19 protein-coding genes and 1 other RNA gene are annotated in these 22,118 nt (G+C 48.4%); 3 read left to right on the top strand and 17 right to left on the bottom strand.

Annotated elements, in window-relative coordinates; all coding sequences use genetic code 11:
- Positions 1-139: 139 nt before the first annotated feature.
- From ACLB09_RS01605 to ACLB09_RS01595, 3 genes are read left to right on the top strand one after another with little or no spacing between them, the layout of a single operon-like run.
- Entirely contained in the window at positions 140-1,168 is a 1,029-nt protein-coding gene (locus ACLB09_RS01605) for a hypothetical protein (protein WP_410768008.1), read from the top strand.
- Positions 1,169-1,208: 40 nt separating this feature from the next.
- Entirely contained in the window at positions 1,209-2,942 is a 1,734-nt protein-coding gene (locus ACLB09_RS01600) for an ABC transporter ATP-binding protein (RefSeq protein WP_410768007.1), read from the top strand.
- Positions 2,943-2,958: 16 nt separating this feature from the next.
- The gene (locus ACLB09_RS01595; RefSeq protein ID WP_410768006.1) at positions 2,959-4,728 is read left to right on the top strand and encodes an ABC transporter ATP-binding protein; all 1,770 of its coding nucleotides are present in this window, start codon (positions 2,959-2,961) and stop codon (positions 4,726-4,728) included.
- 172 nt (positions 4,729-4,900) lie between these two features.
- Here ACLB09_RS01595 and rnpB read toward each other — a convergent pair.
- From rnpB to ACLB09_RS01510, 17 genes are all read right to left on the bottom strand, one after another.
- Positions 4,901-5,306: RNase P RNA component class A (rnpB, locus tag ACLB09_RS01590), an RNA gene on the bottom strand.
- A gap of 54 nt (positions 5,307-5,360) precedes the next feature.
- A complete protein-coding gene (locus ACLB09_RS01585) occupies positions 5,361-6,476 on the bottom strand; it encodes a Nif3-like dinuclear metal center hexameric protein (protein WP_410768005.1) in 1,116 nt (371 codons plus the stop codon).
- Complete coding sequence (locus ACLB09_RS01580; protein ID WP_410768004.1) at positions 6,452-7,213, bottom strand: tRNA (adenine(22)-N(1))-methyltransferase; 762 nt, start codon at positions 7,211-7,213, stop codon at positions 6,452-6,454. Before ACLB09_RS01580 ends, ACLB09_RS01585 begins: the two co-directional genes overlap by 25 nt.
- Positions 7,210-8,034 carry a hypothetical protein gene (locus tag ACLB09_RS01575; RefSeq protein ID WP_410768003.1) on the bottom strand — a complete coding sequence of 275 codons (825 nt, stop codon included), beginning with the start codon at positions 8,032-8,034 and terminating at the stop codon, positions 7,210-7,212. Before ACLB09_RS01575 ends, ACLB09_RS01580 begins: the two co-directional genes overlap by 4 nt.
- Positions 8,035-8,102: 68 nt before the next feature.
- Positions 8,103-9,233: an RNA polymerase sigma factor RpoD gene (gene rpoD, locus ACLB09_RS01570; RefSeq protein WP_410768002.1), complete on the bottom strand. Its 1,131-nt coding sequence runs from the start codon at positions 9,231-9,233 to the stop codon at positions 8,103-8,105.
- Positions 9,234-9,315: 82 nt separating this feature from the next.
- On the bottom strand, positions 9,316-11,139 hold the full coding sequence (dnaG, locus tag ACLB09_RS01565; protein ID WP_410768001.1) for a DNA primase: 1,824 nt from the start codon (positions 11,137-11,139) through the stop codon (positions 9,316-9,318).
- A 51-nt stretch (positions 11,140-11,190) separates the two neighbouring features.
- The gene (locus tag ACLB09_RS01560) at positions 11,191-11,652 is read right to left on the bottom strand and encodes a YaiI/YqxD family protein (RefSeq protein WP_410768000.1); all 462 of its coding nucleotides are present in this window, start codon (positions 11,650-11,652) and stop codon (positions 11,191-11,193) included.
- Positions 11,653-12,129: 477 nt separating this feature from the next.
- Positions 12,130-14,208, bottom strand: coding sequence for a glycine--tRNA ligase subunit beta (gene glyS, locus ACLB09_RS01555; protein ID WP_410767999.1), 2,079 nt, complete (start codon positions 14,206-14,208; stop codon positions 12,130-12,132).
- Entirely contained in the window at positions 14,201-15,088 is an 888-nt protein-coding gene (glyQ, locus tag ACLB09_RS01550) for a glycine--tRNA ligase subunit alpha (RefSeq protein ID WP_410767998.1), read from the bottom strand. Before glyQ ends, glyS begins: the two co-directional genes overlap by 8 nt.
- Before the next feature lie 356 nt (positions 15,089-15,444).
- Entirely contained in the window at positions 15,445-16,194 is a 750-nt protein-coding gene (gene recO / locus ACLB09_RS01545; RefSeq protein ID WP_410767997.1) for a DNA repair protein RecO, read from the bottom strand.
- 26 nt (positions 16,195-16,220) lie between these two features.
- Positions 16,221-16,361, bottom strand: a complete 141-nt coding sequence (locus tag ACLB09_RS01540; RefSeq protein WP_410767996.1) for a YqzL family protein — start codon at positions 16,359-16,361, stop codon at positions 16,221-16,223.
- Between the two features lie 139 nt (positions 16,362-16,500).
- The gene (era, locus tag ACLB09_RS01535; protein ID WP_410767995.1) at positions 16,501-17,403 is read right to left on the bottom strand and encodes a GTPase Era; all 903 of its coding nucleotides are present in this window, start codon (positions 17,401-17,403) and stop codon (positions 16,501-16,503) included.
- A 40-nt stretch (positions 17,404-17,443) separates the two neighbouring features.
- Positions 17,444-17,854 carry a cytidine deaminase gene (locus ACLB09_RS01530; protein ID WP_410767994.1) on the bottom strand — a complete coding sequence of 137 codons (411 nt, stop codon included), beginning with the start codon at positions 17,852-17,854 and terminating at the stop codon, positions 17,444-17,446.
- Between the two features lie 28 nt (positions 17,855-17,882).
- Positions 17,883-18,257 (bottom strand): diacylglycerol kinase family protein, encoded by a 375-nt coding sequence (locus tag ACLB09_RS01525; protein ID WP_410767993.1) that lies wholly within the window; start codon positions 18,255-18,257, stop codon positions 17,883-17,885.
- Positions 18,257-18,754: an rRNA maturation RNase YbeY gene (gene ybeY / locus ACLB09_RS01520; RefSeq protein WP_410767992.1), complete on the bottom strand. Its 498-nt coding sequence runs from the start codon at positions 18,752-18,754 to the stop codon at positions 18,257-18,259. Before ybeY ends, ACLB09_RS01525 begins: the two co-directional genes overlap by 1 nt.
- Positions 18,726-21,023, bottom strand: a complete 2,298-nt coding sequence (locus tag ACLB09_RS01515) for an HD family phosphohydrolase (protein ID WP_410767991.1) — start codon at positions 21,021-21,023, stop codon at positions 18,726-18,728. Before ACLB09_RS01515 ends, ybeY begins: the two co-directional genes overlap by 29 nt.
- 120 nt (positions 21,024-21,143) lie before the next feature.
- Positions 21,144-22,115 carry a PhoH family protein gene (locus ACLB09_RS01510; RefSeq protein WP_410767990.1) on the bottom strand — a complete coding sequence of 324 codons (972 nt, stop codon included), beginning with the start codon at positions 22,113-22,115 and terminating at the stop codon, positions 21,144-21,146.
- Positions 22,116-22,118: the final 3 nt, after the last annotated feature.

Genomic DNA, 22,118 nt, shown 5'->3' with positions numbered 1-22,118 from the left:
GTTTTTTGTTTGAATGAGATAGGTTGTTTTGTAAATTGAAATATAAATTTGTAGTTTTTTTGAATAAAACCAATATTTATTGACTGATGGTAATATATGACTTATGATTCATTGCAATGATTTAGGAGGGATTACCAAAATGAGGAAAATACTTCAAGTGGAGAAACCTACTGTTGCGGTTTACAAAAGATACTCGCATTTTCTGGGGATTATGGAGAAGGATAAAGAGGCCTTGACCTGGGTCATTAATCATTTCCTTCAATTACAAAGTGAGAAATCGATGGAGGAGGACATCCATTGGCTAAGCTTTTACACCGGCCATCCTTTATTGGTGCGGCATTGCAACAATCCTTTCTTGTATATTCAAGAGATCGAAACCGAGCTGGTGTCTTCCCTGACAGACCTAGCCCAATTTATCATCAAATGCATTAATAACGATCAGTATGTTTACATAAACTGCAACTCTTATTACATACCAAACTCCGTATATTACTTAAAATACCATAAACGCAGCCAAGTATTAGTTTGCGGATATGATTCGGAAGAAGGACTCATCTATTATATGGATTACTCCTTAAGGCATCGTTATGAGATGCTATCATTGCCGATCTCCGACTTTCTTGCTGCCGCTAAGCAAGGAAATGTCGACGAACCGAACAACCGGGCTAAGATTCTCATTATCGAACAGGAGAAAAACGCAAAATACCAATTTAATATTCGGTTGGCATATGATTTGCTCGAGGATTATTTGCATGCCCGCAATACATTCGAAAGGTTTCCGGTTTTTCCAAAACCCCGGGATCAAGCGTTATTCGGGATGAATATTTATAGTGAGTTATCCAGATATACAGCACTTATGGGCGAAAACAATTCCAAAGTACACCAAACTGTTTTGCCTTATCAAGTTTTTATGGAGCATAAGCGCTGTTTATCATTGCTTGTACAATATTTGACCAAGCATTCTTACATCGAGTGCTCAGAGCAACTCATACAGGCTTTTGCAACAATTGAAGATAAAGCTCGTATTTTAAGGAACGCCTACATCAGATATCATCTGAACCTGGACATATCGATGAAAGAACGTCAGCTTATTCGCTTAAACGAAGTGAAAAATTTGGAATTCGACGCCATTTCCAAATTAGTAACCAGCCTTGAAAAGATCATTTAATCATTAATATTAATTCACTTTGTACTGGAGGACCAAATCGGTGGGCGCTTTTTTTTCCAAGCTACTAACGCTTACGTTCACGCACCGCAAATGGATATCGATATACCTGGCAGCTGCGCTCATTGTAGTCCTTTGTGATGTCACTGTCGGTTATCTCATCAAAACTATGTCTGACTCTGCTTTCGATTCTCTCCATTCTATATGGAAAATAACAGGCTTGTTTGTCACTGCTGCAGTCCTTGGAGGGGGTTGCAAATATCTTGCCAGGTATGCCGGAGGTTATTTTGGCAACCAAGTGATTCGCGATTTGCGAAACCGGATTTCTTCCCATATCTCTCATCTCCCCATATCCAGTCATAGCCAAATACATACCGGTGATTTCGTTTCCCGAACGACCAATGACATAAATCAGCTCCAGCTTTTTTTACAAACTACATTTTTTCAAATCGCATATCAGCCATTGGTTTTCTTAATCACGATTTCTTACCTCCTATATTTAAATGCAAAATTAATACTAGTGACATTGCTAATTGTTCCTATCGCCGTCTTCGTGGCCAATATAATCAGCAAACCGATCAAAAAAAATAGAACCGAGGAATCGGAAGTCGAAGCCCAGGTACTCTCCATTGTTCAAGATTCTATTTCCGGAGTCACAATTGAAAAGGCTTTCAACCTGCAACAAATATTGGTCAATAAATTTTCCGAAGCCGTCAAGAAGTCAACTCGCCTTCAACTCAAACGCGAAAAACGTCAAGCTCTGCTAACGCCTTTCGAAATCATCATTCGCATCATCCCTCTGCTCGTTTGCTCGGTATACGGCGGATATTTGGCCGTTCATCACGAACTTTCGCCTGGTGAATTATTCGCATTTTTGTTTCTTATCAACTATCTGGTAGAACCGTTAGCCATCATCCCCGAAAGTTTAGGTCAACTAAGAATCTCGGAAGCTTCGTTGAACCGGCTGGAACAATTTTTAGAGCTACCCATGGAACGTCAGGGCGGACAAACGCTCAATATAAATTATCGGGATGCTTTATTATCGTTTATCGATGTTTCTTTTCAATATACGGAGGATGCTCCTGTCTTAAAATGTATCTCCTTCAATGTTAAACAGAATCAAAAAATCGCAATTGTCGGCTCAAGCGGCTCTGGAAAGAGCACCATTTTCCACCTGCTGTGCGGTCACTATCAGCCAACCGAGGGGTCTATCGAATATATGGGAGAAGATCTGAATAAGCTTGACCTCGAACAGGTCAGAACTATGATCTCAATCGTCTCCCAAGATACCTTTTTATTCCCCGGGACCATTGCTGAGAATATTTCATATGGCTGTCCAGAAGCATCGTTTGAAGAGATCGTCAAAGCCGCACAAACAGCATGCATTCATGAATTTATTATGGATCAGCCGCAAGGGTATCAAACAATGATTGGAGAGCGGGCCTTCCGTCTTTCGGGAGGGCAAAAACAAAGAATTTCGATTGCGCGGGCCATATTGAAAAATGCCCCCGTACTTTTGTTTGATGAAGCAACTTCCGCGTTGGATTCGGAAACAGAGTTTAGGCTTCAGCAGCATCTGCATGATTTTATGAAAGATCGTACCGTCTTGATCATAGCTCACCGTTTGACTACCATACTTCAAGCGGATGAGATTCTCGTTCTTCACCAAGGCGTTATTGTAGAACGAGGGAATCACGAATACCTCTCCAAATACGGGGGGCGCTATCAAGAGTTATATCGCCATCAATTTTCGGATGAACCAAGCTGGTCCGTTTAGGAAAAGGGAGAATGATATGATCGAGTTGAACGAGTCTACTGTTCGAAAAGAGTTTGTTCGTTCTATGTCTTTTATGAAAAGACGAATGCTTATTTACCTTACGGGCATGATCGGCATGTCTTTTATGTTATCCGTCATCCCGGTTATTCAGGCCATGATTATGAAAAAGATGATTGAGGCTGCCGAGAGAAGCAACTTTAACTTGCTGCTTGAAGGTATACAAATATTATTGGTTTCGCTTGCTCTAATATGCGTTTTTATTCCATTGTTCCGTTATATGTATAATGCATGCGCAAAACTCGCTACGGAAGAATTGAAAATTACCGTATTTGATCAACGAAGCAAGCTGCCGATCCGATATTTCGAGAAGAACCATAGCGGGCAGATTCTCTCTACGCTTACAAATGGCGTTACGACGATGGCAGGGCTATATACAGGACGCCTTCGGCGCCTGATCCATCCCATCATTTACGGTTTGACGGCCGCCGTGCCGATGTTTGTAATGGAATGGAGGATATCCTCCATCCTGCTTGCTCTTAATTTACTATCCGTATATCTGAACACGTTATTCACGAAAAAAATGCGAAGGATCAGCCGAATCATACAGCAATCGTTAGGAAATTTATCATCCAGCCTGGTAGACATGCTTTCAGGTGCCTTAGTCATGAAGATGTTTCCCATTCACCGACTGATTTTAAATCGTTACCAAAATAATAACGACGCAACTACCCAATTCATGGTGGAACGAGAAAAGGTAAGCGGGAAATTAGACGGCCTCAACTACTTTATGGGCTTTGCCAGCAATATTATTATACTCACCTTAGGTTCTTTCATGGTTTACGCAGGAGGTACAAGCTTCGGAACCTTATTTGCGCTCATGTTCTTGCAAACCAGACTAAGCCAAGCATTTCTGGAAATCGGAATCTTTATTCCGGAGGTTCAGCAAGCCTTATCGGGGTCGGAGCAAATATTTCAATTATTGGACGAACCTCGGGAGCCTGAACAATATGAAATTTCAGAACACAATGATCAAACAACGGATACTTCGAATTCTTACATCAGCTTCAATAACGTTTCTTTCGGTTACGATCTCAACCATCCGGTACTAAACGAATTCGGGGTTTCTATTGGCAAAGGACAATCGGTAGCCCTGGTGGGTCCGAGCGGCTGCGGAAAAAGCACGGTTTTAAAACTATTGCTGGGTTTTTATCCGGTTGATCAAGGCACCATTATTATCGACAACAAACCTCTAAACCAATATCACCTGAAGGAGCTTAGGAATAAGATCGCGTACATCCCGCAGGAAAGTTATTTGTTTAGCGGGACTATCGAGGATAACATTCTTTACGGAAAACCGGAGGCCGGAGAAGAAGAAATCGTCGAGGCGGCGAAAGCTGCCTTTGCTCATGAGTTTATTATGGGTTTTCCTGAAGGTTATAAGACGATGGTTGGGGAACGAGGAAACAAGCTATCCGGAGGACAAAAACAAAGAATCTCGATCGCCCGCGCCATTCTCAAAAATTCACCTATCCTTCTGCTGGACGAAGCTACCTCTTCCCTTGACTCCGAATCCGAACATCTCGTACAACTGGCTCTAATGGGCCTAATGAAGGACAGGACAACAATAACGATTGCCCATCGCTTCTCGACCATTGAGCAGTCGGATCTCATCTGCGTAGTCAGCCAAGGATCCGTCATTGAAAAGGGAAGCCATTGTGAACTCATTCGTACAAGCTCAATGTACAAGCAGTTATATGAACAGCATCATCAACCGGTGATTATTTAAAGTTTATGGCAGGTACTGCCCATTCATTGGCCCTAACACGGACGCCAAGCTCGGAATTAAACAAAAAGAAGATCGCTGCGGCTGCCTGAAGGCGTTCGCTTAGCGATCTTCTTTGATTCGATTCGTGAATAGGAACAGCGCGATGACTGTTCGTTTAAAAACAAGTTGCAGTGATGAAAGTTTGCCGTAAGCCGGGTTCTGTACTCTTTGCGGTAATGACGGGAACTACCCTCCCGCTTTTGAGCGACAATCATCTATCTAGGCCGCACATTACTGGGCGGCTCCAGCGACCAACCCGGACGCGCCTCGGGCTAAGGCTGCTTCGCGAAGAAGCTGCGTCCCATTAGGTCTTGCTCCAGATGGGGTTTACCAGGAACGAAGTCACCAGCGTTCCTCGGGGTCTCTTACACCTCGGTTCCATCCTTGCCTGTGCACGCTTTGCAGCGGCCATCGGCGGTCCATTTCTGTGGCACTATCCTTCGGCTCGCGCCGACTGGACGTTATCCAGCACCCTGCCCTATGGAGCCCGGACTTTCCTCCCGCGGCATAAAGCCGCCGGCGATTGTCTGTCAAACTTTCGAAGGCAACACTTGATAGTATACAGCCATTAGCTCGTAATCACAAGTAGGAATCTACAGGAAAGTAAACGGCTCAGTACGGACTTCGGAAGGAAATACCTTTGTGTCGTACTTGCCTTCCTGCAGTTTTTCCCGCAGCCAGTCGGCCACGCGGGTCTTCATGATTTTCTCGGCGTTGTGGCCGGGATCGATCAGGGTTAAACCCGCCATTTCCGCATCTTGGGCCGTATGATAATCGATATCGCCCGTGACCAAGACATCCGCACCCTTAAACATGGCCGCTCTCCAGTAACCGCCTCCCGAGCCGCCGATCACCGCCGCCTTTTTGATCTGGCGGCTCAAATCCCCGACTACCCGCACGGCAGGCACATCGAGCTTTTCTTTCACTCGTTGCACGAATTGTTCAAGCGTTACGGGCTCTTGGAGCTTTCCGACCCTTCCCAATCCAAAGGTCCGACCCTTTAAATCCATGGGGTACAAATCATAGGCTACCTCTTCATACGGATGGCTTTTAAGCATCGCCTGGATCACTTTGCTGCGAATGCTTTGCGGTACGACCGTTTCGATCCGCATTTCTTCCGCTTTCTCCATTCGTCCCTGCTTGCCGATATAAGGTTCCGTTCCTTCGCCGGGTACGAAGGTGCCGTAGCCCTCAATATTAAAACTGCAGTGGCTGTAGTTGCCGATGGCACCCGCACCGGCGTTCAGAATGGCGTCCAGCACGCGCTGATGATGATCCTTCGGCACGAATACAACCAGTTTATACAAATGGTCGGTATGAATATCTTCCACAGGCGCACTGCTCTCGATCCCGAGCGCTTCCGCCATCCAATCGTTCATTCCGCCCTCGGTCACATCAAGATTTGTATGCGCCACATAGACGGCGATATCATGCTTGATCAGCTTTTCGTATACCTTACCCATTGGCGTATCGCTCTGCAAATTCCGAAGCGGACGATATATGATCGCATGGTGGGCGATAATGAGATTCGCGCCCCGGGCGATAGCCTCGTCGGCCACCTGCTCGTTCACGTCAAGCGCCGTCAGAACACCCGTAATTTCTTTTTGCAAACTGCCGAGCTGAAGGCCGATCTTGTCATCCTCCATCGCTACATGCTTGGGGGCAAGCTGCTCCATGTATTGAATTACGGTTTGGCCTTTCGCAAGCATGCCAGCACCTCCTTATACTGATTGGAAAGATGGATTAGCGCCTCTTCTTTTTCACGGGATGCCTCTTGTTTGGAAGCCGCCACCGAAGATATGATTTTACCCAGTTTGTCGATTTCCGATTCCCATTTGGCAAACCACGCTTCATTCGGCTGTTGCGTCAACCGTGGCCCCATCAGCATGAGCAATTCCTTGGTAAAAGAATTCGTGCTGTCGGGAATAGGGCGTTCTGCATACAGCTCATCGTTTAAATCTCTTGCGGACGGGCTTCTCTCCGCCGTTAGGATCTCGTAAATTTTACCGTCTTCCTCCAAAATGACTTCTTCCGTCAAATACCAACCATTGGCGAACAGCCAACGCCGCACGAGATCTTCACCGACATTCGGCTGAAGTACCAGCCGGGTAACTCCCTCCAATTTGTCGGTCCCGGCCGTCAGGATGGAGACGATCAAAGCTCCGCCCATGCCGGCGATCGTGACGGCATCCACTTCTCTCGGCGCGATGACGGCGAGACCGTTCCCTTTTCGGACGGACACCCGCTTTACCTCTCCAGCCTCGGCTACCTGCCGCTTTGCCGCCTCCAATGGACCCTCGTTCACTTCACCTGCCACCGCGTACGAAGCCTGTCCGCTTTGTACCGCATATACGGGAAGCAAAGCATGATCGGAACCGATGTCCGCAAACCTGCAACCAGGCGGAAGCCGGTCTGCTATATGCTGTAATCTAGCTGAAAGTTTCATGATGACAACCACACCACCCATTTTTTTCTAAGTAAAAACAATAAAGCAAATGCTGCAGTAATTTTTAACAAAATCAATAGCTCCATCCCTTGTGCAGACTGCTGTCTCAATAAAAGCGCATCGGCTTCCGGCATGAACCACAGCGTAAGCGATACCGCAAAACATACTCTGGACAGCCTTTTTAGCCGATGATGGCTTAGCCACGTTAACCAGAACAACACGAGGCTTAGCGGCAGCCAAAGCAACTGGAGCATCCCCCACGACGCCTGCGGATGCAAGCGTCCAAAGAAAAAGGCATACAACAGGATCACGCAGGCAAAGCCGCAATAATCCAAAATGCCGAATTGGAGAAATACTCCCGACAATAACCAAATGGTACCACACCCGGCAATCAGCAAGATAGTTGCTGCTTCTCCTGTCCAGCCTTGCAGGTTTACAATCCAGCATCCCATGCCCAGTAGCAGTAGACTTCCCCCTCCCGCCATTACCAGTGAAAAGGTCTGCCGTTTATGGCGGTAATAGCTCGCGACGACATAACAGCCGGAAGTAAGCAGCAGTGCCACGCCCATTTGCAATGGCCAGGGAAAAAAGCTAAAATAAATAACAATAAAGAAAAAGAAGGAAATTATTCCAAAAGAAAGAAGCCAAGCCTTCCAGCTCCCCTGCAGCAATGATCCCAAGGAGAATAAGCTTCGCGGCGGCTCGGCCTTCTCGTCCCGGTACAAATTTTCAAGGAAATCGCAGTAATGTTCAGGCAGCAGCCGGCTTCGCCGCCACTGGCCGATTTCCTGTAATATGATTTCCCTTTTGTCACGTTCCAAGGCTTCACCTTCTTTCTGTGAAAAAAAAGACCTTGCTGCTTGGCTGCAGAAGGTCGGGAGTCTTTCGCTTATTCGAGAAAATCCTTCAGCCGTTTGCTGCGGCTCGGATGCCGCAACTTGCGGAGCGCCTTCGCCTCAATCTGGCGAATTCTCTCCCGCGTTACGCCGAATACCTTGCCGACTTCCTCCAACGTTCTAGTTCGGCCGTCATCCAGTCCGAAACGCAGGCGAAGCACATTCTCTTCGCGTTCCGTAAGCGTATCAAGGACATCCTCCAGCTGTTCTTTCAGAAGTTCGTAAGCAGCCGCATCGGCAGGCGCCAAAGCTTCCTGGTCTTCGATGAAGTCGCCGAGATGGGAGTCGTCCTCTTCCCCGATCGGCGTTTCAAGCGATACCGGCTCTTGAGCGATTTTCATGATTTCGCGTACTTTTTCAACGCTGAGTTCCATCTCCGCCGCAATTTCTTCCGGCGACGGTTCGCGCCCCAGCTCCTGAAGGAGCTGACGGGAAACCCGAATCAGCTTATTGATCGTTTCGACCATATGCACCGGAATCCGGATCGTTCTTGCCTGATCGGCAATGGCCCGCGTGATGGCTTGACGAATCCACCATGTGGCATAAGTACTGAATTTAAAGCCCTTCTTGTGGTCAAATTTCTCAACCGCTTTAATAAGGCCCATATTGCCTTCTTGAATCAAATCGAGAAACAACATACCGCGGCCCACGTACCGCTTGGCAATGCTGACCACAAGGCGCAGATTCGCTTCGGCCAGACGGCGTTTGGCTTCCTCGTCCCCGTTCTCGATTCGTTTGGCCAGTTCCATTTCATCATCTGCCGATAGCAATGGCACGCGGCCTATTTCCTTCAAATACATCCGAACCGGGTCATTGATTTTAATGCCGGGAGGCAGTGTGAGATCGTCTTCAAAGCTGAACTCATCTCCACCTTCGCGCCCCTCCTCGTCATTATTCCGTCTCGTCAGCTCTTCATCACTGTCACCGGTGATGTCAATGCCCATATCAGCCAAATGTTCAAAAAACTCGTCCATCTGCTCTGGATCCTGCTCGAAAGGGGAGAGCTTCTCCATGATTTCTTTATAGGTTAATGAAGACCTCTTTTTCCCTTGCTCAATCAGACGATCCTTCACCTGATCCAGGGTTAGTTCCGATTCTAGTTCTGTATGCTGATCATTCGTCATTTCCTGGCTCCCTCCTCCCTAGAAACATCCGAAAGTCCATCCTTTTAGAGGTTGTTCAAAAGCAGCTTTTGAACACGCACTTCTACTGTCTCTCTAGGGCAATAATCTCACTTGCAATTTGTGCCGCACGCAAAAAATCCCCGGCCCGCTCAGCCGACACCATTTCTTCTTTCTTGCGTTTGATTTGAACTTGCAGCGGTACCTTTTGGATTTCCCGGATACAATCATCCAGCTCCTGCGTGCTCCACTCTATCGGTGTATCCATCATGGCGATGGAAATGACGGTTTGCTCCAACCGTTCATCCTGAAGCGATGAAATGAAACGACTGGCATCCGGATCTTTTCCTTGCGCATAATAGGCGTATAGATAAGCAGCAATAGCTGCATGTTCATCGATGTTAAAGCTGTCCCCAAGACGATCGCCTACATACCGGGCGACTTCGTCATCCTGAAGCATAAAGGAAAGCAGCCTACGTTCCGCAACATGATAAGCGGGCAGCAGAACCGGCATGGACGCCTGCCCCTTTTTATGCCTACCATTATTCCACCTTTTGGCCGTATTATCCCCCATAGGTATGTTTTTTTGCATAGCCTGGCGCATTTCGTTGCATTCCTGCTTCAAACTGTCAAAAGACACCTGGAGGTCGGCGGACATTTCCTTCAAATAAATCTCCCGCTCCGTTGGTGACGGCAAGGGTGCTATAACTTCGAGCGCATCTTTGATGTAAGCGACCTTTCCGTCTTCCTCTAGCAGTATATGGTTTTTTTTCAGATATATAAGCTTAAATTTGACGGATGAAACAGCCCCATCCAACACTTGATGCCTGAACCGTTCGGCCCCGTACTTCTGAATAAATTCATCCGGGTCCAGCCCTTCGCTTAGCAGGGCTATTTTGGTGTTAAAACCGATCGATTCCAGAATCGGAATGCTTTTGAGAGCAGCGGCTTGTCCTGCATTATCCCCGTCGTAACAAACGATGATCTCGTCGGCGAGTCCTCTCATCATGGCTGCATGACTTTCGGTCAATGCCGTCCCCATCGTGGCGACACCGTTATGAACACCGGCTTCCCACGCGCTGATGACGTCCCCATACCCTTCAAACAGCACGATTTGCCGGGATTTTCTGATCTCCGACTTCGCCTGATGAAGATTGTATAGCGTTCGGCTTTTGCTGAACAGCTTGCTTTCGGGAGAATTCAAATATTTGGGTTGACCTTCCCCGAGCACTCTTCCGGCCAAAGCGATGACTTTGCCGTTCCGATTGTGCAACGGAAATATCACCCGATCGCGAAAACGGTCAACGTAGCCGGTACCATCCTGCTTCGCGGACAATAAACCGCCCTTCTCCATCGTCCCGAGGTCAAAGGATCGCTTCTCCAAGAACTGAACTAGCGTATCCCATCGTGCCGGCGCATAGCCGATTTGGAACGTGTCGATGGCCTTGTCGGTAAACCCCCTGGATTTGAGATAGTCCATGGCCGGTTTGCCGTGTTCCGTATTTTTCAGCAGAAAATGATACAGCTTGGAAGTCCATTCGTGAGCCTGCAGCTGTTGTTCCAACTCCAGATTGCGCGGCGAGTCCCCCGAATTTCCCGCACCGAAATCATACGGGATATGCGCTTCTTCAGCCATCATTCTTACCGCTTCGGGAAAAGTGAGCCCCTCGATTTCCATCCGGAATTTGATGGCATTTCCACCTTTGCCGCAACCGTAACAATGAAAAATTTGCCGTTCGGGCGTCACCGTGAACGAAGGGGTCTTCTCCGAATGAAACGGACATAACCCTTTCATATATTTGCCCTGTTTAGTCAGATGAACGTGCTTGCCGACCGTGTCGACGATATCATGCTGCCGCAAGACTGCTTCGATGACTTCCTCCGGAATGCTTCCTCGTCCGGTACTCATCTAAACCACCTTCATCTTTCTTAAGACGCATTACACGTAAATAATAATTCGCTAAAATTGTACATTCTCCTGCATATCTTGCAAAAGTTTTAACAAGACTGCGGTAAAATTCAGCCGATCCTCGTCGGTAAAAGGCTTCGGGCCTTTGAAATATCGGCCCCCGCGCCGTGCTTTAGCATGATGATGACGGCGTTCCAGCAAATAATCAATATTCCCCGGGTGAAAAATTTCGCCCCGGGGAGACAAAGTTCTGCATGATTTGGCAATCGCCAATGCCGCAAGGCCGTAATCCTGGGTGACGACAATGTCGCCCCTGGCGATATGATTGGCAATATACAGATCGGCGCTCTGCTGGCTCCTGTCCACTTGAACGACCTCTACCCCTTCGCTCCCGCGAAGGACATGATCGTACGATGATACCATGAGAACCCCGACACCATAGCTCCGCGCCACTGTCACTATTTCTTCCTTGACGGGGCAGGAGTCCCCGTCAACGACGATTCGTATATCCATCAGACTCCCGCTCCCTTTCGCCGGACTCCCGGCTGAATAAGATTGAACTATACTATACGTTACGTTCCTACGACTACTTCTTTGCAAGCTCCGGCTGCCCTCTTCCTTCTGCCTTCTGCCTTCTGCCTTCTGCCTTCTGCCTTCTGCCCCATAAAATAACTGCAAAACCTACAGCTATTTCGGCCATTTACCCTCAGTACCCCAAATTAACTGGAAAACCTACCGTTAATTTGAGCTATTATGCCAATTCTCCGCCGAAAGAACAAATTTAGCTGCAGTTTTTACATCAAAATTGCTTCAAACGGCCTTACAAGCTTGAATTAGCTGCAGGTTTCCAGCTAATTCAAGGCAGATTCCTTATTTCACTGCTCCGAACTTTAACTTACTTCGGATCAAAGCCCGGCTCTTTGAACTTCTTCTTCTAATCAGGTTCAAAAACCGGGCTTTCAGCACCGAGAAGGTGAACTACCTTTATTATTATGCCCAGACTAGTTTGCTGAAATCGGCGAATGCTTTAAGATCCCGATCAATTGCCGCCAACAAAGCAAGACGGTTCGTGCGGATCTCTTCATCCTCAGCCATGACCATAACCGCATCAAAGAAAACGGTGATGGCGTTCTTCAGCCCGCCGAGATGCTGCAATGCCTCAGCAGCATTGCGAGCTTCCAGCGATTTCCGGTAATCATCCGTAACTTTGCGCCATGTATCATAGAGCACTCTTTCTTCAGGATCGCTGAGCAGATCGGATCTTACTTTGGCTGCTGAAGCTTTCGCGGCCAAATTGCTGACCCGGCCGAAAGATTCAACGGTCGTTTTGAAGTCTTCACTCTCATGGACAGCGGCCATCAAAGCTGTGCCGCGGTCTACAACGGAAACGACATCATCATAACCGGCGGCCATAACGGCATCGACTACGTCATAACGGAAGCTGTCGGACAATGTTTTTCTGACGCGCAAACCAAAGAACTCCATCAAGTCTTTCATGATTTCTTCCCGGGTCCGCTTCAATTCATGGAAATTCATATGGGTATCCAGGGCGAGGGCGAAAATATCGCCGAGCCGGACGGAAAGCTTATGTTCCAGAATGATTTGGACAATACCGGCAGCCTGGCGGCGAAGTCCGTATGGGTCCTGCGATCCGGTCGGAATGATTCCGATGGAGAAGCAACCCGCGATCGTATCGATTTTATCCGCGATACTAACGATGGAGCCGACATACGAGCTTGGTGCATCATCTCCCGAGAAGCGAGGCTGATAATGCTCAAAAATCCCTTTCGCCACCGCTTCGGATTCTCCCGCTTTACGCGCATAATCTTCCCCCATGACGCCCTGCAGTTCGGGAAATTCATAAACCATTTGCGTAACCAGATCGAATTTGCAAATTTCCGCGGTGCGGCTGATTGCTTCGGCAGTCCCCGTATCAATGCGCAACAGGTCGGACAATTTCTCCGCATTGCGGCGAATCCGGCGAACCTTGTCTCCGACAGTTCCAAGCTCTTCATGGAACACGATGCTCTCCAGCTTCGAAAGCGCGTCCTTAATGGCAAGCTTCTGGTCTTCCTCATAGAAAAATTTAGCATCGGACAATCGGGCGCGAAGCACCTTTTCGTTCCCTCTGGCGATAACGTCAAGCGAATAGGCATCGCCGTTACGTACGGTCACGAAGAACGGCAGTAAAGCGCCTTGTTCGTCCAATACCGGGAAATAACGCTGATGCTCGCGCATCGAGGTAATGAGTACTTCCTGGGGAATATTCAGGAACGACTCCTCAAATTTGCCGAACAAAACAGTAGGCGTTTCGACCAGGAATAGAACCTCTTCCAGCAAATCATCCTTTACCGCGATGTTCCAGCCCTTTTCCTCAGCCAATGCTTTGATCTGTTCACTGATCATCTGTTCCCGCTCGTTCACATCCGCGATTACATGTTGATCGCGCAATGCTTCCACATATGCGGATGGCTCCAAAATGACCGTATCCCGACCGAGAAAACGATGGCCTCTCGTCACGTTGCCCGATTTGACGCCAGCGACTTCCAAGTCGATGATTTGATCTCCGAACAGAGCCACCATCCAGCGAATCGGACGGACGAATTTGAAATCGTAGCTGCCCCAACGCATATTTTTCGGAAAATTCATCGCATGCAGGATGCCTTGCAATCCCTCTGCAATGATGGATTCCGTTTCAACGCCTGCCCGGCTTTTGTTGACGTAAATATACTCCGTACCGGCAAGTTCCCTGAACGTAAACTTTTCCGGATCGACTCCCTGGCTGCGTGCAAATCCGCGTGCTGCTTTGCTCCATTCCCCGTCCTCGCCTAATGCGATTTTGCGGGAAGGTCCTTTCACTTCCTCGTGAACATCTTCCTGTTTCTCCGCCACGTCTTTAACCAGTACTGCTAAACGGCGAGGCGTCGCGAAGCTCTCAACCGCACCATGCGGGATTACCGATTCCTCCAGCCATTTTTCCAGCCGTTGCTTCAATTGCTCCATAGCAGCGCGAATAAAGCGGGCGGGCATTTCTTCCATCCCGATTTCAAACAGAAGATCTTTAGTCACGGTCAACGCCTCCTTTCTGCAGCATCGGGAATCCCAGCTTTTCGCGTTCCTCCAAGTAAGTAGCCGCTACCTGGCGAGCCAAATTCCGTACCCGGGTAATGTAGCCCGTCCGTTCCGTCACACTGATCGCCCCGCGGGCGTCAAGCAGGTTGAAGGTATGCGAACATTTTAGAACATAATCGTAAGCCGGGAAAACGAGGTGCTGTTCCATCGCCTTGCCTGCTTCCTGTTCATACATATTGAACAGGGTAAACAGCATTTTTACGTCGGAAATTTCAAACGTATATTTCGAATGTTCATATTCAGCCTGATGGAATACGTCGCCATAGCTTCTGCCTTCAACCCATTCCAAATCGAATACATTTTCCTTATCCTGAATATACGAAGCAAGGCGTTCCATTCCGTAGGTAATTTCCACGGCGACCGGATGGGTTTCGATCCCGCCAACCTGCTGAAAATAGGTGAACTGCGTAATTTCCATCCCGTCGAGCCAAACTTCCCAACCGAGACCCCAGGCACCAAGCCCCGGATGTTCCCAGTTATCCTCGACAAAGCGGATATCATGCTCCAAAGGATTAATGCCAAGCCGTTTCAGGCTCTCCAGATAAATCTCCTGAATATTATCCGGTGACGGTTTCAAAATCACCTGAAACTGGTGATGCTGATACAACCGGTTCGGATTCTCCCCGTAACGGCCGTCCGCCGGACGGCGGGAAGGTTCCACATAGGCCACATTCCAAGGTTCAGGTCCGATGGAACGCAAAAATGTCATCGGATTCAGCGTACCCGCGCCCTTCTCCACATCATAAGGCTGGACCACGATACATTTTTGTTCCGCCCAGAACTGCTGCAGAGTCAAAATCATATTTTGAAAATTCATGAGCCATATCTCCTTTACCGTTGTTTGTGTCAGTTCAGACAAGGACGAAACGAAAGACACAAAAAAGTCCCGCCGCCTACGCCTGCTGCCAGACGTAGGGACGAGACCTGATGTCCCGCGGTTCCACCCTACTTGATTTGCCGAACACCGGTCAGGCCGGTACAAACACAAATCCGCTTTTCACGATTCATTTTTCCGTGCTCCCGGGGTGCCGTTTCATGTGTTCTTCACTCCGGGCTTCCACTTTCCCCGGCTCGCTGAGTTTCGGTTACGAACTCACTACTTTTCCCGTTCAACGCAGAGATCTCCTTATAAGGAGAATTTCTCATCTATGATAAATGAATTTAAGTAGTTCGTCAAATTTCGTACTTGTCCAACTGGTCCAGAAATTGACGGGATTTGAGCTTAAGTCCAAGCTGCATATCCATGAAGGCGCGCATCACGGTTTTCAGTTCTCCCTTTGTGGCATCTTTTACTTCGATATTGCCGAGTCTTCTCAGATCCATTTTTTCAAAAAGAGTCAATAGCTTAAGACTTCCCGGCGATAGCTGCAGCGCTGCTGGGTCGTTATGCCGGCAAGCCCGGCATAACTTGCCCCCCAAACGGGGGCTGACTGCGTTTGAATCATCTACCCGTCCGCAGGAGATGCAGCCTTCAAAGGAAGGTCCGTAGCCTGCCGCCTGCAGGATTTTCATTTCAAACAGATGGATGACCATCTGCGGATCTTTCCCGGCAGTAAGACCCTCCAGGCATGCCTTTAGCTGCGTAAACCAAAAGCTTCCGACTTCTTCATCCTGCAGCGTCTTGTCAAGCAATTCGCAAGCATACGAAGCATAGGCGGCCAGATACAGATCTTCACGTAAAGAAAAGTGAGATTCAATAATCTCACCTGAATTCAATGTACCCAGACCGCTGTTTTGACGAAAAAAAGCAAATTCCCCAAAAGTAAAGAGCTGGGTGAGCGCCGCATGGCGGCTTTTCACTTTTTTCGCTCCGCGTACCAGCACCCCGATTTTCCCATGGGACTCCGTGCAAAGCGTTATGATTTTGTTACCCTCGCCGTAGTCCATGCTGCGGATGACGATTCCCTCCACCCTGTATAGCATGCCTCTTCCCCCAAGCCTAACCTATTTCATTCCGCTTGCTCCTCCTGAATGAGCAATTCCTCGGCCGCTGCGGCCTCTTCATCGGAATTGCCGCCGGCTTCTCTGTATAACAAGTAAGCATCGACATCTCCAGTCATTGCAAAATACTTCCACGAAAAATCTCGCATTCGTATTCACCCTTTCTTCGGAAATGACGCCTGCATCTTCAAAGAATAGGATGTGCGGGTGAACCCGAACTATGCGTTGCAATAACTCCCAGTATAAAAACGATTGGCCTTAAGATTGTTCCGTCATTCTGTCTTCAAATTAGACATCTTTGTGGAAACCCAAGTCCCTTAATACCCGCTCCTGATTGCGCCAATCTTTCTTCACTTTGACCCAAAGCTCCAGGAATATTTTGGAGCCCAGCAAATTTTCAATATCATGTCTGGCCAGCTTTCCGATCTCTTTGAGCAGGGATCCCTGTTTGCCGATAATGATACCTTTCTGGGAATCTCTTTCGACGAAGATTACGGCCGATATATAAACGACTCCATTATCCTCCACCCGCATGTCTTCGATAGTCACGGCGATGGAATGCGGCACTTCCTCCCGGGTCAGGTGCAAAATCTTCTCGCGTATAAGCTCCGCGCAAACGAACTGCTCCGGGTGATCGGTAACCTGATCCTCAGGATAGTATTGCGGGCCTTCCGGCAAATATTTGCCAATTTGCTCCAGCAGCGTGTTCACGTTGTTTCCCAGCTTTGCCGAAATCGGAACGATTTCCGCAAAGTCGTACAACTTCCGGTACTCTTCAATAATCGGCAGCAATTCTTCCGGCTGGATGCGGTCGATTTTGTTCAAGACGAGAATTACAGGAGTGCGGATGTCCTTTAGCCGTTCGATAATAAATCGGTCGCCGCCGCCCAATCCCTCTGCCGTATCCACCAGAAACAGAACCGCTTCGACTTCTCCCAGCGTGTTCAATGCCGTTGTATTCATGTAATCGCCGAGCTTGGACTGGCGTTTATGGATGCCTGGCGTATCGAGGAAAACAACCTGCATTTCCTCCGAGGTATATACGCCGTGAATTTTATTACGCGTTGTTTGCGGTTTATCCGACATGATTGCGATTTTTTGACCGATGATCTGATTCATCAGGGTCGATTTTCCGACATTAGGCCGGCCGACGATCGCTACAAAACCGGATTTGAATTTGTTTTTTGCCATGTTGTTAGTCCATTCCTTCCGTACATAGGGTCTCTCTATTTTATTTGTTCTCGTTTAAATTAGAGGAGCTGAAATAATGAGGCAGCAGTTCCCCTACCGTCGTTTCAAGGATATCGCCCTTCAGGTTTCCGAGAATGACCGGCATGTCCGGGCCGCACAATTCCAGCATCACCTGACGGCAAACGCCGCATGGCGCTATCGGTCCTTCCGTATCGCCGACCACCGCGATCGCCTTGAAAGTTCCCGGCTGCAAGCCGTCCGCGATTGCCCGGAACATCGCCGTCCGTTCGGCACAGTTCGTCGGCGCATAGGCCGCATTTTCTATGTTGCAGCCGTGATGCACCTGCCCGTCCTGATCCAGCAGGGCGGCACCAACCCCAAAACCGGAATAAGGAATGTAAGCCGCTGCCCGGGCTTTAATGGCTTCCTGAAGCAAAACGCTGTTCTCCATGTTATCATCTCCTCTAAAACTTCATAAATCATACCCAGCCCAGCCAGGATAAAACCGGTCCATAAAACAATAAAATCCCGATTAGAACGGCAAAAGCCGCGGCGATCAGAACAGCACCGGCTGCGGCATCCTTGGCGACTTTAGCCAGCCTGTGCCATTCCGGAGTCACAAGATCGACTGCAGCTTCAATAGCGGTATTCAACAATTCTGCCGTAATCACTAGAGATATAACGAGCAAGAGCAGCGCAATATCCCGAAGCGGAAGACGGAAGAAGAAGGCGGCCAAGGTGACTATAACGGCTGCCGCAACATGGATCCGCATATTCCGTTCGCTTTTCAGCGAATTCCATATCCCGTTCCAGGCATTCCGAAAAGTCGTGCTCCAAGTACGCCGGGATTCCATTATCGGACAAGCCCGACCTGGGCCAGAACGGCTTCCTGTTTTCCCATCATCACTTTCTCGCTAGCTACATCCTGATGGTCGTATCCTAGCAGATGAAGAAATCCGTGAACAAACAAAAATCCGATTTCGCGGTTCAGCGAGTGTCCGTATTCTTCCGCTTGAGCCTCGGCACGTTCCACGGAAATAATGATATCCCCGAGCACATCGGTCAGTTCATCCAGTTCCTCATCCTCTTCAAGCTCATACACGATGTCCATTTCTTCATCCAGCGACTCGTTCATGGCGAAAGACAGAACATCCGTCGGCCGGTCGATCCCGCGATACTCGCGATTTAATTCATGAATGGCTTCATCGGTAACGAAGGTAAGCGCCACTTCTCCTTCCGTAACGCCTTCAGCCTCGCCTGCCTTTTGCAGCAACTTGTCCAGCAGTTCGATTAAATGTTCGTCAATATCCAGTTTCTCCTGTTCATTGTTCCAAGCCAGACTTAGACTCATTCACATCATGCCCCCTATCCTTTTCTTCCGTTGCTTTAGTCTTTTTGATTTGTTCCGGATATTCAATCCGGGAATGGAAAATTCCCATCACCGTTTCCTTTAACGTTTGGGCAATCAGATCAAGCTCGCGCATCGTCAAATCACATTCGTTGAACTGGTGATCGTCCAGGCGGCTCTTGATAATTTTCTCGATCATCGTTTCGACCTGTTCCACCGTCGGTTTGCGCAAGGAGCGTACCGCAGCTTCTACGCTATCCGCAATTCCTACCACCGCTGCTTCCTTGGATTGGGCTTTGGGACCGTGATAACGGAAATCCTCTTCCGTGAAATCCGGCTCCACGCCTTGCTCCTCGGCTAATGTAAGGGCCTTGTGATAGAAGTAATGCAGAAAGGTCGTTCCGTGGTGCTGCTCCGCAATGTCCCGGATCGGCTTGGGCAGTTTATATTCTTTTTGCATTTCAACCCCATCGCGGGCATGCGCGATAATAATCGACTTGCTCAATTTCGGGTCAATGAAATCATGAGGATTTTCCATATTGTTCTGATTCTCGATAAAATAACTCGGACGTTTCGTTTTGCCGATATCGTGATAATACGAACCTACACGGCATAGAAGTCCGTCCGCGCCGATCGCCTCCGCTGCGGCCTCCGACAAGTTGCCGACCATGACACTGTGATGGTAAGTCCCTGGCGTTTCGGTCAACAATTTGCGAAGCAACGGATGATTCGGGTTGGACAATTCCACTAGTTTCAGCGCCGATAGAATCCCGAACGTGACTTCAAAGAACGGCATCAGGCCGATGACCAGGATCGTCGTAAGCAAGCCGCCGGCAATGGCAAACCCGATCGCGTACAATGTGTTGGATTCCGTCCAGCCGTTATTGTTAATCACGATCAGCGTAAAGACCGCCGCGGAACCGAACAGGCAAATCATGATGCCGGCCTTCAGGAGCGTAGACCTCTGACTGGCACGGTGTATCGCAAAGATCGAAGCAAATGAGATCACGAATGCAAAAAATCCGAACTGAAAATCAAATATTTGCCCCTGATGGACATTTAGAATCACGCTTGCAAGTATACTAAACATGATGGAACAAATATAAGCCAGAGAAAGATCGATCAACAGTGTAATCAACATGGCTCCGGTAGCCACAGGCGCCAAATAGCCGATATAAGGCCGCTGTTCGTTCTGTACGATGCCCGTAACATGCATGGAAATGATCGTAATCAGAATGATCATTAGCAGCATGACGAATTGAGAGTTGTTATATTTGAACCGGCTGACTCCTTCCGATTGGCGCATGAACATAATTAGTCCGAGCGCCAGCAGGCATGACAGCAGCACCAGTCCGAACTGTGGCCAATAGTTGACTTCGTCCTTAAGCAACCCGTTCTTTTCAAGAAGCGTATACATTTCCTGGGTAATTTTCTCGCCCTTTTCGACCAGGACGTCCCCCTGCTTGATGAACACCGTCGGCGTATTCTCCCGGGCTTCCACCTTGGCCGTTTTCGTCGCTTCCTCGTCATAGAACTTGTTGGCGGTAATGGACAGCCGTGCCAGTTCCTGTACCACTTCGCGGGAAATCCGCTTGCTTAACGAACTGGTGCTGACCATTTCGGCTACCTTCGCCCGCGCCGTTTGTGCGTCGACGATCTGATCGGTCATCAGACGCGCAACGATGTCGGCGGCCACCGGCTTCATCTCATTGATATCCTCAGCCGTCAGTTTCGGTATCTTAATAAATGTTTCTTCCGAAATATGATATTGCTGTTCATCTACCTTCTGCGTCACTTCCTGAAAAAGCGTCGAAGAATAAGTACTCGAGCTGCGGTTATTCATAATGAAATTCTGGACGTGATCCTTCACGCGTTGCGGCAATTCTTCGCGGTAAATGTTAATCTTGTCTTCCGTTGCCACCTGGTCATCCTGGTTCAGCCTGAAAATCCGGTCAATCAACTGTGCAACCAAGGCTTCGTTACGAAGCGGCAGAATGGTGTAGACTTGTCCCACCTTCTCTGCTGCTTCTTCCTGTGCTTTCAATGTTGCCTTCGTATTCGGAATTTCCATCGGAGCCAAAATCTCTTTATCGGCCGGCATTCCTACTGCAATATCATAAGTTTCAGGCAGCAGTTTTGGAGACATGCTCACATAAAGCATAGCGATTAACAGCACATACAGTACATAACGTACCGATGCGCTGTGTTTCCACCCTGCCGTTCTGGAATGAAATTTGCTCTTTTCTTGGCGATACTTTGGGTTAGTGTCCATGGAGACAGCCCTCCTGAAAAATTTAAAGCCCTGCGAACCCTGCTATACATTACTATTAACGCTGAAACGCGAATGTAATGCTAGATGAATCCTAGTCGGAAGGGTCCGGGGGCTGGATGATTAACCCTGATTTTCAGCAGCACGGTCATAAGCAACAATAATTTTCTGAACAAGCGAATGCCGCACGACATCCGACTCCGTAAAATACACAAATCCGATTTCTTCGATAGTTTCTAAAATCTTCTTGGCTTCTACCAACCCGGATTTTTTTCCTTTTGGCAAATCGATCTGTGTGACATCGCCGGTAATGACCATTTTCGAACCGAAACCTAGCCGGGTCAGAAACATCTTCATCTGCTCGGGCGTCGTATTCTGAGCCTCGTCCAAAATAATAAAAGAATCGTCGAGCGTCCGGCCGCGCATGTAGGCGAGCGGAGCAATTTCAATCAGTCCGCGTTCCAATGCCTTCGCCGTTTGGTCAGGGCCCATGACATCGTATAAAGCGTCGTACAGCGGTCGCAGATACGGATCTACTTTTTCCTGTAAATCGCCCGGAAGAAATCCAAGGCTTTCGCCGGCTTCCACGGCAGGACGGGTCAAAACGATCCTCTTTACCGAGCCTTCCTTCAATGCCGTGATGGCCAAAACAACGGCCAGATAGGTTTTGCCCGTACCTGCCGGTCCGATTCCGAATACAATATCGCGTTTCCGGATCGTAGTGACGTAATGTTTCTGCCCGATCGTTTTGACTCTGAGCGGTTTCCCGCGATAGGTGACGGCAATTTCACCTTTATATAAATCAAGCAGTTGATCTGCGCGAAATTCCTTGGCAAGATCGATGGCATAGAGAACGTCTCTTTCGGTAAGGATATAGCCGTTACGGACCAGTTCCAGCAGCACCTCGAACAATTGTTGGATCCGCTCTACTTCGCGTTCTTCTCCCCGTATGGATATTTCGGACTCTCTTAAGACGATGCTTGCGTTCAAATGCTGTTCAACCAATTTAAGAAATACATCCTGGGGCCCAAATAAGGATAGTCCCTCCGCTGCGTTTTGAAGACTTATTTTCACACTGTGTAGTTGTTCTGACAAATA

Source organism: Fontibacillus forbon (assembly GCF_046559655.1).
Lineage (GTDB): Bacteria > Bacillota > Bacilli > Paenibacillales > Paenibacillaceae > Fontibacillus.
Note: the sequence above shows the minus strand (reverse complement) of the source record. Positions and strands in the feature narration are given on the sequence as shown.

Coding starts and splice junctions, on each gene's coding strand:
- ACLB09_RS01525 (WP_410767993.1), bottom strand. CDS start 18,257: ATGGAATCCCGGCGTACTTGGAGCACGACTTTTCGGAATGCCTGGAAC.
- ACLB09_RS01515 (WP_410767991.1), bottom strand. CDS start 21,023: ATGGACACTAACCCAAAGTATCGCCAAGAAAAGAGCAAATTTCATTCC.
- ybeY (WP_410767992.1), bottom strand. CDS start 18,754: ATGAGTCTAAGTCTGGCTTGGAACAATGAACAGGAGAAACTGGATATT.
- ACLB09_RS01585 (WP_410768005.1), bottom strand. CDS start 6,476: ATGCTTGCGAAAGGCCAAACCGTAATTCAATACATGGAGCAGCTTGCC.
- glyQ (WP_410767998.1), bottom strand. CDS start 15,088: ATGAATTTTCAAAATATGATTTTGACTCTGCAGCAGTTCTGGGCGGAA.
- era (WP_410767995.1), bottom strand. CDS start 17,403: ATGGCAAAAAACAAATTCAAATCCGGTTTTGTAGCGATCGTCGGCCGG.
- ACLB09_RS01540 (WP_410767996.1), bottom strand. CDS start 16,361: ATGCGAGATTTTTCGTGGAAGTATTTTGCAATGACTGGAGATGTCGAT.
- rpoD (WP_410768002.1), bottom strand. CDS start 9,233: ATGACGAATGATCAGCATACAGAACTAGAATCGGAACTAACCCTGGAT.
- dnaG (WP_410768001.1), bottom strand. CDS start 11,139: ATGAGTACCGGACGAGGAAGCATTCCGGAGGAAGTCATCGAAGCAGTC.
- ACLB09_RS01580 (WP_410768004.1), bottom strand. CDS start 7,213: ATGAAACTTTCAGCTAGATTACAGCATATAGCAGACCGGCTTCCGCCT.
- ACLB09_RS01530 (WP_410767994.1), bottom strand. CDS start 17,854: ATGGAGAACAGCGTTTTGCTTCAGGAAGCCATTAAAGCCCGGGCAGCG.
- ACLB09_RS01560 (WP_410768000.1), bottom strand. CDS start 11,652: ATGGATATACGAATCGTCGTTGACGGGGACTCCTGCCCCGTCAAGGAA.
- ACLB09_RS01595 (WP_410768006.1), top strand. CDS start 2,959: ATGATCGAGTTGAACGAGTCTACTGTTCGAAAAGAGTTTGTTCGTTCT.
- recO (WP_410767997.1), bottom strand. CDS start 16,194: ATGCTATACAGGGTGGAGGGAATCGTCATCCGCAGCATGGACTACGGC.
- ACLB09_RS01605 (WP_410768008.1), top strand. CDS start 140: ATGAGGAAAATACTTCAAGTGGAGAAACCTACTGTTGCGGTTTACAAA.